The sequence below is a fragment of the Streptomyces aurantiacus genome (genome assembly GCF_027107535.1).
GTDB lineage: Bacteria > Actinomycetota > Actinomycetes > Streptomycetales > Streptomycetaceae > Streptomyces.
On sequence record NZ_CP114283.1, the window covers coordinates 2,069,553 to 2,081,822 of the forward strand.

The 12,270-nt window shown below is 69.7% G+C and carries 9 protein-coding genes; 4 read left to right on the forward strand and 5 right to left on the reverse strand.

The annotated features are described in order from the left end of the window. The first annotated feature begins 158 nt into the window (after nt 1-158). Nucleotides 159-728, forward strand: a complete 570-nt coding sequence (locus tag O1Q96_RS10810; RefSeq protein ID WP_269247957.1) for a dienelactone hydrolase family protein — start codon at nt 159-161, stop codon at nt 726-728. A 58-nt stretch (nt 729-786) separates the two neighbouring features. On the opposite strand, the gene O1Q96_RS10815 is transcribed toward O1Q96_RS10810, so the two are convergent. The 4 genes from O1Q96_RS10815 to O1Q96_RS10830 all read right to left on the reverse strand — a co-directional run bounded on the left by O1Q96_RS10815 (nt 787) and on the right by O1Q96_RS10830 (nt 5,476). Further along, nucleotides 787-2,445, reverse strand: coding sequence for an alkaline phosphatase D family protein (locus O1Q96_RS10815; RefSeq protein ID WP_269247958.1), 1,659 nt, complete (start codon nt 2,443-2,445; stop codon nt 787-789). A gap of 96 nt (nt 2,446-2,541) precedes the next feature. Beyond that, entirely contained in the window at nt 2,542-3,342 is an 801-nt protein-coding gene (locus tag O1Q96_RS10820; protein WP_269247959.1) for a DsbA family protein, read from the reverse strand. 44 nt (nt 3,343-3,386) lie between these two features. Next, complete coding sequence (locus O1Q96_RS10825; RefSeq protein WP_269247960.1) at nt 3,387-4,073, reverse strand: hypothetical protein; 687 nt, start codon at nt 4,071-4,073, stop codon at nt 3,387-3,389. A gap of 68 nt (nt 4,074-4,141) precedes the next feature. Further along, nucleotides 4,142-5,476, reverse strand: a complete 1,335-nt coding sequence (locus O1Q96_RS10830) for a DUF2252 domain-containing protein (protein WP_269247961.1) — start codon at nt 5,474-5,476, stop codon at nt 4,142-4,144. A gap of 247 nt (nt 5,477-5,723) precedes the next feature. Between O1Q96_RS10830 and dnaE the strand changes: the two genes are divergently transcribed. Then, nucleotides 5,724-9,266 (forward strand): DNA polymerase III subunit alpha, encoded by a 3,543-nt coding sequence (gene dnaE, locus O1Q96_RS10835; protein ID WP_269247962.1) that lies wholly within the window; start codon nt 5,724-5,726, stop codon nt 9,264-9,266. A gap of 142 nt (nt 9,267-9,408) precedes the next feature. Here dnaE and O1Q96_RS10840 read toward each other — a convergent pair whose 3' ends face one another. Next, nucleotides 9,409-9,588 (reverse strand): hypothetical protein, encoded by a 180-nt coding sequence (locus tag O1Q96_RS10840; protein ID WP_143637796.1) that lies wholly within the window; start codon nt 9,586-9,588, stop codon nt 9,409-9,411. A gap of 224 nt (nt 9,589-9,812) precedes the next feature. On the opposite strand from O1Q96_RS10840, the gene O1Q96_RS10845 reads away from it, so the two are divergent. Further along, the gene (locus O1Q96_RS10845) at nt 9,813-11,048 is read left to right on the forward strand and encodes an NYN domain-containing protein (protein ID WP_269247963.1); all 1,236 of its coding nucleotides are present in this window, start codon (nt 9,813-9,815) and stop codon (nt 11,046-11,048) included. 202 nt (nt 11,049-11,250) lie between these two features. Next, nucleotides 11,251-12,231 (forward strand): ABC transporter ATP-binding protein, encoded by a 981-nt coding sequence (locus tag O1Q96_RS10850; RefSeq protein WP_269253562.1) that lies wholly within the window; start codon nt 11,251-11,253, stop codon nt 12,229-12,231. The last annotated feature ends 39 nt before the right edge of the window (nt 12,232-12,270 follow it).

Here is a 12,270-nt window from a genome sequence, read left to right on the forward strand (position 1 = left end):
TTCGACCGTAACCGGCCAGGGCCGGTCATGAACATGTGGTCCGGGTCTCATCCGCTCACCGGCCCGGCCGTCCGGTGCAGCGGGCGGCTCCACGGGCTGCCGTCGTGCCTGGTCGGCCCCGTTCCGGCGGTGTCGTACGCGGCTGGCACCATGGGCTCATGAACATCATGCTCTTCCATTCGACCTACGGCCTGCGGCCCGCGGTGCGGGACGCGGCGGACCGGCTGCGTGCCGCGGGTCACGAGGTGTGGACGCCCGACCTCTTCGGGGGGCGCACCTTCGAGACCGTCGAGGAGGGCAGGGTCTTCAAGGACGAGCTCGGCAAGGAGGAGCTGCTCAGGCGCGCCATCCTGGCGGCGGCGCCGTACTCCGAGCGCGGGCTGGTGTACGCGGGGTTCTCGCTGGGCGCGGCGACCGCGCAGACCCTGGCGCTCGGCGACGACAAGGCCCGCGGGCTGCTGCTTCTGCACGGCACGTCCGACATCGCGGAGAGCGCCTCGGTGGACGAGCTGCCGGTCCAGCTGCATGTCGCCGAGCCGGACGCCTTCGAGCCCGACGACTGGCTGAACGCCTGGTATCTGCAGATGGGCAGGACCGGGGCCGACGTGGAGATCTACCGGTACGCGGGCGCCGGGCACCTCTACACCGATCCCGGCCTGCCGGACTTCGACGAGGAGGCCGCCGAGGCCACCTGGCGGGTGGCGCTCGGCTTCCTCGACAGCCTGTAGGCCGACAGCCGGAGGCCGTCGTCGCGTCGGCCTCCGTGGCTGGTCCGTCGCCGCGGGATCAGACCGGGTCGTACGTCCGCTCGACCTTCTGCGTGCCGCTGCGTGTGCGGTACGAACGTGCCCAGGAGGACGTCGCGTTCCTGGACGTGCGGTCGGAGAGGACGTAGTAGTCCATCTGCGCCCGCTCGGTGGTGAGGTCCAGGACGCCGTAGCCGTGCCGGTCGGTGTCGACCCAGTGCACGTGCCGGTTGGCGGCCCGGATCACGGGTGAGGCCAGGGCCGAGACCGTGCCCTCGGGGACCTTGACGAGGTCGTCGAGGTTGTCGGAGGTCACCGACGTGACGACGAACTCGGTGGCGGCGGAGGCCGACAGCGGATACGTACCGGCGTTGTGCGGCACGTCGTTGGCCCAGGCCATGTGGATGTCACCGGTGAGGAAGACCGTGTTGCGGATCGCGTTGTCCCGCAGGTGCGCGAGCAGTTCGCGGCGGTCGTCGGTGTAGCCGTCCCACTGGTCGGTGTTGAGGGCGAGGCCCTCCTTGGGCAGGCCGAGCAGTTCGGCGAGCGGCTTCAGGAGTTCGGCGGAGAGCGAGCCGATGGCGAACGGGGCGATCATCACCGAGTTGCCGACCAGCCGCCAGCTGGTGTCCGAGGTCCGCAGACCCGTCTTCAGCCAGTCGAGCTGGGCGCGGCCGGTGAGCGTACGGTTCGGGTCGTCCACCGTGCCGTTGCCGACCTTCACCTGCTGCGAGCGGTACGAGCGCAGGTCGAGCAGGGAGAGGTCGGCGAGCTTGCCGAAGCGCAGCCGCCGGTAGGTGGTCCCCTCGATCGCGGGCCGGACCGGCATCCACTCGAAGTAGGCCTGTTTGGCGGCCGACTGACGGGCGGACCAGGTGCCCTCGGTGCCCTCGGTGTGGTTCTCGGCGCCGCCCGACCAGGTGTCGTTGGCGAACTCGTGGTCGTCCCAGATCGCGATGACCGGAGCCGCGGCGTGCAGGGCCTGGAGGTCCTGGTCGGTCTTGTAACGGCCGTGCCGGGTGCGGTAGTCGGCGAGGGTGACGATCTCGTGGGCCGGGGCGTGCGGGCGTACGACGGTGTCCCGTGTGCCGTACTCGCCGGTCCCGTACTCGTAGATGTAGTCGCCCAGATGCAGCCAGGCGTCCAGGTCGCCGCGGGCGGCGAGGTGCCGGTACGCGGAGAAGTAGCCGGCCTCCCAGTTGGCGCAGGACACCACGCCGAAGCGCATGCCGGCCACGGCGGCGTCGTGCGCGGGGGCCGTGCGGGTGCGGGCGGCCGGCGAGTCGGTGCCGCCGCTGGAGAAGCGGAACCAGTAGTCCGTGGCGGGCTTCAGGCCCCGGATGTCCGCCTTGACGGTGTGGTCGGAGGCGGCGGTCGCGGTGGTGGAGCCCTTCGTGACGACGTTCGTGAACGCCTTGTCCGTGGCCACCGTCCAGCCGACCTCGACGTCCGGGCCGAGCCCGGAGCCGGGCACGGCCTCGGCCGTGGGGGTCACCCGGGTCCACAGGAGGATGCCGTCCGGCAGCGGGTCACCGGAGGCGACACCGTGCAGGAACGCGGAGGCCTGGGCGGCGCGGGCCGGTATCGCGGCGGCGAGCGGGGCCCCGAGCACGGCGGTGGCCGCGGCCGCCTTGACCACCGTACGGCGGCGCGGGGCAGCGGGATCGGGGCTGGAGTGGGATCTGAGTCGACTGGTCACGGCCGGTCAGATTACTGATGGGTAGGGCTTTCTGTAAGACGTAGGGACGTGACGGGTGGGCGAACACGGAAAGTCCGCCCACCCTTACGGACCGCGCTACTTGGTGACGCCCGCGTCCTTGAGCGCCTTCTGCCAGTCGGCGACCGTGCTCGGGTTCTTGACCACCTTGTCGTTGATCTTGATGGTCGGAGTCGAGTCGACACCCTTGGCATCGTCGAAGGACTTGCTCATCCTCATCGCCCAGGCGTCGTACGTGCCCTTCTTGACGGCGTCCTGGAACTTCTTGTTGTCCTTCAGCGCGTCCACCGTGTTCGCCACCTTGATCAGGTAGCTGTCCTTGGCGAGATCGTCCTTCGTCTCCTCCGGGTGGTACTTCGCCGAGTACAGCGCGGTCTTGTACTCCAGGAACGCGTCCGTGCTGACGTTCAGCGCCGCACCGAGCGCGCTCACGCCCTTCTTCGAGCCCTCGCCGCCGAGGTTGCCGTCGAGGAACGTGCCGAGGGTGAAGGAGAGCTTGTAGTCGCCGTCCGTCATGCCCTTGTTGACCGTCTCGCCGATGGTCTGCTCGAAGGACGCGCAGGCAGGGCAGCGCGGGTCCTCGTAGAGGTGGACGGTGTTGTCGGTCTTGGAGTCGCCGATGACGACGGTCGTGCCGTTCTTGCCACTGGTGTTGGCGGGGGCGACGACCTTCGCGTCGGCGGCCGCGTCCCACTTCGAGGGCTCGTTGTTCTGTACGACGGCGTAGCCGATGCCGCCGGCTATCGCGAGGACCGCGACGATCGAACCGGCGACGATGACCTGCCGCCTGGCCTTGTCACGCTTGGCCTGGCGCTCGCGCTCGACGCGCAGCCGCTCACGGGCCGCCGACTTCGAGGCCTGGCTGTTCCGCTTGCTCATGATCGTTCTCCATGGTGATGGCAGGTGTACGGGGACTGGCGTGCTCAGGCGGGAACGGCCGAGCACGGCGGTCCACGCCGCCCCAGGGAGTGCACGAAGAGCCGCGTACGCGTGGCGGCCACCCGGCGCGTGGGCCGCGGCAGCCGGCGTACCGGAGTGAGGCGCACGGTCACCGTGGCGACCGCGACCATCAGCGGACGGAAGCCGGCGGCGGCCATCGCGTCCAGGAGCTGGGCCAGGGCCCGCTCACCGCGCCGCAGCCAGGCGGCAGCGAGGAGGCCCACCCCGACGTGCGCGCCGAGCAGCAGCCAGGCGGCGCCCGGGTCGGCCTGCGCGAGCAGGGCCGCGGCGGGCGGGGACTCCCCGCCCGTCACCCGGGCCAGCGGGGCACCGACCTCGCCGCCACCGCAGAGCACGTCGAGACCGACCGAGCGCAGGGGGCCGGCGACCGGGCCGCCCGCCTTGCCGTAACAGGCGTGCTGCCCCGCCGTGAACAGGGTGTCGGCGGCCAGCTCCAGCGGGATCAGCAGGGCCGCGATCCGCCCGAAGCCGCGCTCCCGGCCCGCCAGCGCGTACGCGACGACGAAGACGGCACCGGCGATCGCGGCCACGGTCGTCAGCGGCAGCGGGACCCGGGACAGCAGCACGTGCGACGCGGTGCTGAGCGTCACGACCAGCGCCGTGAACAGCGCCGCGCGCACGGCTCTGAGCTGGGTCCCGGATATGTCCATAGCGCTGGAGAGTCTGTCACGTACTCCTGTAAGGGACCCCTAAAGGAGTCCTGTGAGTGGGGGGATGGCTACAGACCCGGAATCCGTCCGTTACGGAACAGGTCCACGAAGATCTGGTGGTCGGCGCGCGCCCGGGCGCCGTAGTCGTGCGCGAAGTCCACGAGGAGGTCGCCGAAGCTGTCCTCGTCGCCCGCGATCGCCGCGTCGATGGCGCGCTCCGTGGAGAACGGCACCAGCTCCGAGTGGCCGCTCTCGTCGTCCGCGGCCGCGTGCATGGTTGCGGCCGACCGGCCGAGGTCGGCGACGACCGCCGCGATCTCCTCCGGGTCGTCGATGTCGCTCCAGTCGAGGTCCACCGCGTACGGCGAGACCTCGGCGACCAGCTGGCCCGCGCCGTCCAGCTCGGTCCAGCCCAGCCACGGGTCGGCGTGCGCCTGGAGGGCCCGCTGCGAGATCACCGTGCGGTGGCCCTCGTGCTGGAAGTAGTCACGGATCGAGGGGTCCGTGACGTGCCGGGAGACGGCCGGGGTCTGGGCCTGCTTGATGTAGATCACCACATCGTTCTCCAGGGCGTCGGTGGCGCCCTCCAGAAGGATGTTGTACGAGGGCAGACCGGCAGAGCCGATGCCGATGCCGCGGCGGCCCACGACGTCCTTCACCCGGTACGAGTCCGGGCGGTCCAGGGACGACTCCGGCAGGGTCTCCAGATAACCGTCGAAGGCCGCGAGGACCTTGTAACGGGTGGCCGCGTCCAGCTCGATGGAGCCGCCGCCCGGCGCGAAGCGGCGCTCGAAGTCGCGGATCTCCGTCATCGAGTCGAGCAGCCCGAAGCGGGTCAGCGAGCGGGCGTCACGCAGGGCGTCCAGGAGCGGGCCCTGCGCGGTGTCCAGCGTGAAGGGCGGCACCTCGTCGCTCTTGGCGCCCGTCGCGAGGGCGTGGATGCGCTCGCGGTAGGCGGCCGCGTACGTCCGGACGAGGGCGGTGATCTGCTCGTCGCTCAGGGCCTTCGCGTAGCCGATCAGGGCCAGGGAGGCCGCGAGGCGCTTGAGGTCCCAGGTGAAGGGGCCGACATACGCCTCGTCGAAGTCGTTCACGTTGAAGATCAGGCGGCCCTGGGCGTCCATGTACGTGCCGAAGTTCTCCGCGTGGAGGTCGCCGTGGATCCACACGCGCGAGGTGCGCTCGTCCAGGTACGGCCCGCTGTGCGTGGCCGCCTCCTGTTCCAGGTCCTGGTAGAAGAGCCCTGCCGTCCCGCGGTAGAACGCGAACGCCGAGGCCGCCATCTTCCGGAACTTCACGCGGAACGCGGCCGGGTCGGCGGCCAGCAGATCGCCGAAGGCGGTGTCGAAGACGGCGAGGATCTGTTCCCCGCGCTGCTCGGCGCTGAGCTGCGGAACCGACATCGGTGGGTGCCTCCTGGTGCAGGTGGTGCATGACGAACAGGACGGAATGTGCCGTCCGCCGTGACGGATGTCTCCGTCATCCTCCAACGGACGGGAGTTCGCGGGAGTGCCCGTTTCCCCCGCACGAAGGTACGGGGGAGACAGCTCCGTGTGTCAGTGCTCCGGCATAGACTTCGACGCTGTCCGCCAGACTGTCCGCAGCCTGTCGGGAGCTCGTCGACGCCAGTTCTTCTTGGAGGCCGAAGCCGTGTCAAAGCCGCCGTTCACGCACCTGCACGTCCACACCCAGTACTCGCTGCTGGACGGTGCCGCGCGGCTCAAGGACATGTTCAACGCGTGCAACGAGATGGGTATGTCCCATATCGCCATGTCCGACCACGGCAACCTCCATGGGGCGTACGACTTCTTCCACTCGGCCAAGAAGGCCGGCGTCACGCCGATCATCGGGATCGAGGCGTACGTCGCCCCCGAGTCGCGGCGCAACAAGCGCAAGATCAAGTGGGGCCAGCCGCACCAGAAGCGGGACGACGTCTCCGGCTCCGGCGGTTACACCCACAAGACGATCTGGGCGGCGAACAGCACGGGGCTGCACAACCTGTTCAAGCTCTCCTCGGACGCGTACGCGGAGGGCTGGCTGCAGAAGTGGCCCCGCATGGACAAGGAGACCATCTCCCAGTGGTCCGAGGGTCTGATCGCCTCCACGGGCTGCCCCTCCGGCGAGCTGCAGACCCGCCTGCGCCTCGGCCAGTTCGACGAGGCGGTGAAGGCGGCCTCGGAGTACCAGGACATCTTCGGCAAGGACCGGTACTTCCTGGAGCTGATGGACCACGGCATCGAGATCGAGAGCAGGGTCCGCGAGGACCTGCTGCGGGTCGGCAAGAAGCTGGGTATCCCCCCGCTGGTGACGAACGACTCCCACTACACGTACGCGCACGAGGCCACCGCGCACGACGCGCTGCTGTGCATCCAGACCGGCAAGAACCTCTCCGACCCGGACCGCTTCCGCTTCGACGGGACCGGTTACTACCTGAAGTCGACGGACGAGATGTACGCCGTCGACTCCTCGGACGCCTGGCAGGAAGGGTGCGCGAACACCCTTCTGGTGGCCGAGCAGATCGACACGACGGGCATGTTCGAGGCGAAGAACCTCATGCCGAAGTTCGACATCCCCGACGGCTTCACCGAGGTCACCTGGTTCCAGGAGGAGGTGCGCCGCGGCATGGAGCGCCGCTTCCCCGGCGGCGTCCCCGACGACCGCCAGAAGCAGGCCGAGTACGAGATGGACGTCATCATCCAGATGGGGTTCCCGGGGTACTTCCTCGTCGTCGCCGACTTCATCATGTGGGCCAAGAAGCAGGGCATCGCGGTCGGCCCCGGCCGTGGCTCCGCGGCCGGTTCGATCGTGTCGTACGCCATGGGCATCACCGACCTCGACCCCATCCCGCACGGTCTGATCTTCGAGCGGTTCCTCAACCCCGAGCGCGTCTCCATGCCCGACGTCGACATCGACTTCGACGAGCGCAGGCGCGTCGAGGTGATCAGGTACGTGACGGAGAAGTACGGCGCCGACAAGGTCGCCATGATCGGCACGTACGGCAAGATCAAGGCGAAGAACGCCATCAAGGACTCCGCGCGCGTGCTGGGCTACCCGTACGCGATGGGCGACCGGCTCACCAAGGCGATGCCCGCCGACGTCCTCGGCAAGGGCATCGACCTGAACGGCATCACCGACCCCTCGCACCCGCGCTACGGCGAGGCCGGTGAGATCCGGGGGATGTACGAGAACGAGCCGGACGTGAAAAAGGTCATCGACACCGCGAAGGGCGTCGAGGGCCTGGTCCGGCAGATGGGTGTGCACGCGGCCGGCGTGATCATGTCCAGCGAGCCCATCGTCGACCACGCCCCGCTCTGGACGCGCCACACCGACGGCGTCACGATCACGCAGTGGGACTACCCGCAGTGCGAGTCGCTCGGCCTGCTGAAGATGGACTTCCTGGGCCTGCGCAACCTCACGATCATGGACGACGCCATCAAGATGGTGAAGGCCAACAAGGGCATCGACCTGGAGATGCTCGCCCTCCCGCTGGACGACCCCAAGACCTTCGAACTGCTCTGCCGCGGTGAGACCCTCGGAGTCTTCCAGTTCGACGGCGGTCCGATGCGCTCGCTGCTCCGCCAGATGCAGCCCGACAACTTCGAGGACATCTCCGCCGTCTCGGCCCTCTACCGGCCGGGCCCGATGGGCATGAACTCGCACATCAACTACGCGGAGCGCAAGAACAAGCGCCAGGAGATCACGCCGATCCACAAGGAGCTGGAGGAGCCGCTCGAAGAGGTTCTGGCGGTCACCTACGGTCTGATCGTCTACCAGGAGCAGGTCCAGAAGGCCGCCCAGATCATCGCCGGCTACTCGCTCGGCGAGGCCGACATCCTCCGCCGCGTGATGGGCAAGAAGAAGCCCGAGGAACTGGCGAAGAACTTCGTCCTCTACCAGGCGGGCGCCCGGAAGAACGGCTACAGCGACGAGGCGATCCAGGCCCTGTGGGACGTGCTGGTCCCCTTCGCCGGCTACGCGTTCAACAAGGCCCACTCGGCCGCGTACGGACTGGTCTCCTACTGGACCGGCTACCTGAAGGCGAACTACCCGGCCGAGTACATGGCCGCGCTGCTCACCTCGGTCAAGGACGACAAGGACAAGTCGGCGGTCTACCTCAACGAGTGCCGACGCATGAAGATCAAGGTCCTGCCGCCGAACGTCAACGAGTCGGAGCAGAACTTCGCCGCGCAGGGCGACGACGTGATCCTCTTCGGCCTCTCGGCGGTCCGCAACGTCGGTACGAACGTCGTCGAGTCGATCATCCGCAGCCGCAAGGCCAAGGGGAAGTACGCCTCGTTCCCCGACTACCTCGACAAGGTCGAGGCGGCCGCCTGCAACAAGCGCACCACGGAGTCGCTCATCAAGGCCGGTGCTTTCGACACCATGGGGCACACCCGCAAGGGCCTCACCGCGCACTTCGAGCCGATGATCGACAACGTGGTCGCGGTGAAGAGGAAAGAGGCCGAGGGGCAGTTCGACCTCTTCGGCGGCATGGGCGAGGCGGACAACACCGAGCCCGGCTTCGGACTCGACGTGGAGTTCACCACCGACGAGTGGGACAAGGCCTACCTGCTCGCCCAGGAGCGGGAGATGCTCGGTCTGTACGTCTCCGACCACCCGCTCTTCGGCCTGGAGCACGTGCTGTCCGACAAGGCCGACGCGGGCATCGCCCAGCTCACCGGCGGTGAGCACGGGGACGGCGCGGTCGTCACCATCGGCGGCATCATCTCCGGCCTCCAGCGCAAGATGACCAAACAGGGCAACGCCTGGGCCATCGCCACCGTCGAGGACCTCGCCGGCTCCATCGAGTGCATGTTCTTCCCGGCGACCTACCAGCTGGTGTCCACCCAACTCGTCGAGGACGCCGTCGTGTTCGTCAAGGGACGCCTCGACAAGCGCGAGGACGTACCCCGCCTGGTCGCGATGGAGCTGCAGGTCCCGGACCTCTCGAACGCGGGCACCAACGCGCCCGTGATCCTCACCATCCCGGCCCTGAAGGTCACCCCGCCCATGATCAGCAGGCTCGGCGAGATCCTCAGCCACCACAAGGGCGAGAGCGAGGTGCGGATCAGGCTCCAGGGCCCGAGCAGGACCACGGTGCTGCGGCTCGACCGGCACCGGGTGAAGCCGGACCCCGCGCTCTTCGGAGACCTGAAGGTGCTGCTCGGCCCGTCCTGCCTGGCCACCGGCTGACCGTTTCCTGATCCACGCGAGTCACTGGTTCCACGCGAGTCACCGGCCCGGCGCCGGTCCTCCGGAACCGCGCGAGGGGCGCACCCGCTGCCGGGTGCGCCCCTCGACGTGTGCCAGGGCCGTAACGGCCCGTGCGCCTGCCTCAGTTGTGGCCGAAGCGCTTCTGGTGCTTACGGGCAACATCGGCGGGGCTGCCCTGGGCCTGCGACATCGGCGACTGCTGCGCCTCCGCCGAGGACCGGTCGGCCTGCTCCTGCGCACGCTCGGCCTGCGAGGAGCGGTCCTGCTGGCCGCCCTGCTTGCGGTTCTTGTTCTTGGCCATGACGATCTGCCTCCTACGGGGGATCTAGGGGCCAGGGCCGGGACCAGACTCACATAGGCTGAGAAGTCACGCATTTCGGAGAATTACCGTGCGTAATAAGGCCTGTCGGTGCGTACTCCTCCGATCCGCCACGCCGAAGATCGAGTTCCGGCCGTTAACCTCCGCGTGGTCGGGCAGACTCGAAGGAAGCCCGAAGCAAACCTCCCGGAAAGAGGGTGGATCGCGTGGACCGCTGCATTGTCCTGGTGGACGCCGGTTATCTGCTCGGGGCCGCTGCCAGTCTCCTCGCCGGGGAACCCTCGCGATCCCGGATCACCGTTGACCACGCCGCCCTCATCCAAGGGCTGCGCGAGCGCGCCGAGTCCGAGACGGAACGGCCCCTGCTGCGCATCTACTGGTTCGACGGGGCCCCCGACCGCGTACCGCAGCCGGAGCACCGCAGGCTGCGGGTGATGCCCAGAGTCACGGTGCGTCTGGGCGCGCTGACCCGCAGCGACGGGCGCTGGGCGCAGAAGGGCGTGGACGCCGCCATGCACGCCGAGCTCACGGAACTGGCGCGCAACCGTGCCTGCTCCGACGTCGTGCTCGTCACCGGTGACGGGGATCTGCTGCCCGGCATGATGGCCGCCAAGGAACACGGGGTCGCCGTGCACCTGTGGGCCGTGCAGGCCGCGGACGGCGACTACAACCAGTCGGAGGACCTCGTCGCCGAGGCCGACGAGCGCCGCGTACTCGACCGGATCTGGATCACCAAGGCCGTACGGGCCAAGGAACTCGGCGGGATCTGCGCGCCGACGCCCGTGCCGCGGCCCGAGATCGCCGCCATCCTCTCCGCGCCGCTGCCCGAGTCCGCGCCGAGCTCCACGGGTGAGCGGGCCGCCCGGGAGGCCGAGCACGCACAGGCCGACCCGGGTGAGAACGGCGCGGAGGTGCGGGTACCGGCCGCCAAGGGCGTGCCGACGCCCAAGGATCTCGCCGCGCTGCGCGCGCCCGGCGCGCCCGGCGCCCCCGGCGCGCAGGCCCCCCAGCAGCCCGCGAGCGCCACGCTCCGCTGGTCCTCCGACAAGGGGTGGGTCGACCGGCCCGGCACCGCCGCCGAGTCCGCGGAGTCCGCGCTGCTGCCGACGCTCGCGCAGCTCACCTCGGCGGAGCAGCGGTGGGCCGACCGCGAGGAGGACATCACGACGGTGGGCGGTGACCCCTTCGAGGTCGGGCAGGTCTTCGCGCGGCGGTGGATGGAGCGGCTGTCGGACCAGGCGCAGTTGCCGAAGCTGTCCACGATGTATCCGCGGGTGCCGCACCGCATCGACGGTGAGCTGCTGCGGTATGCCGCGCGGTTCGGGCTGCTCGCCCACAAGGACGACCAGATCGACGAACACGACCGGTATGCGATCCGGGCCGGGTTCTGGCGGGAGATCGACGTACGGACCGCTGCCGAGCACGCTCCCGCGGGGGAGTAGAGGGCTGGCCGACGCCGACGGGTGTTGTGTGTGATCTGCGGGTGAGTGGGGGCTTGTCGCGCGGTTCCCCGCGCCCCCGATGTGGCCGATATCGGGCGTATCCCCGCCCCGGGCGTCGCTGGGTGTCCGTGACCCCGTACTCTCAATTCTCGTGAGTACGCGCACCGCACAGGCAGTCCGGGACGGGCACGGTGGGGATGTCGTGTGCGCGGTGCGGGATCTTACGAAGACGTATCCGGCGGTGCGCGGACGGCGCGGAGCACCCGGAACACCCGAGGTGCGGGCCACCGACGGGGTACGGATCGACATCAGACGAGGCGAGATCTTCGGGCTGCTCGGGCCGAACGGCGCCGGCAAGACCACCCTCGTACGCCAGCTGACCGGGCTGATGCGCCCGGACCGCGGCAGCGTCGAGATCCTCGGGCACGACGTCGTGCGCCACCCCGAGCGGGCGGCGCGCATCCTCGCCTACCTCGGGCAGGAGTCCACCGCGCTCGACGAGCTGACCGTGTCGCTCGCCGCGGAGACCACCGGACGGCTGCGCGGCCTGGACGTGCGCGCGGCCCGGGCCGAGCGTGACGCGGTCCTGGAGGAGCTGGGACTCACCGCTCTGGCCTCGCGGCCCCTCAAGAAGCTCTCCGGCGGTCAACGGCGGCTCGCCTGCTTCGCCACCGCGCTCGTCGGCGCCCGGCCGTTCCTCGTCCTCGACGAGCCGACCACCGGCATGGACCCCGTCGCCCGCCGTGCCGTCTGGGGCGCCGTCGACCGGCGCCGGGCCGAGCACGCCACGACGGTCCTCCTGGTCACCCACAACGTCATCGAGGCGGAGACGGTCCTCGACCGCGTCGCCGTACTCGACAAGGGCCGCGTCATCGCCTGCGACACCCCCTCCGGGCTGAAGGAGCAGGTCGCCGGCGAGGTGCGCCTCGACCTCGTCTGGCGCGAGCGCGCGCCGCTCGACGTGCCGGAGGTCGCCGCCCTGCGCGACCGCGCCGTAGAGTCGGGCCGTCGCTGGTCGCTGCGGCTCGCCCCCGAGGAGGCCCGCGCGGCCGTGGCGGCGGTCACCGGGGGTGCGGCCTTCGCCGCCCTGGACGACTTCACGCTCGCCACCCCGAGCCTGGAGGACGTGTATCTGGCACTGGGCGGCAGCACCGGCAACGTACGGGGGCTGGTCAAGGCATGAGCACGCGGGCCCCCGCAGCCGTACGGAACAGGTACAGGA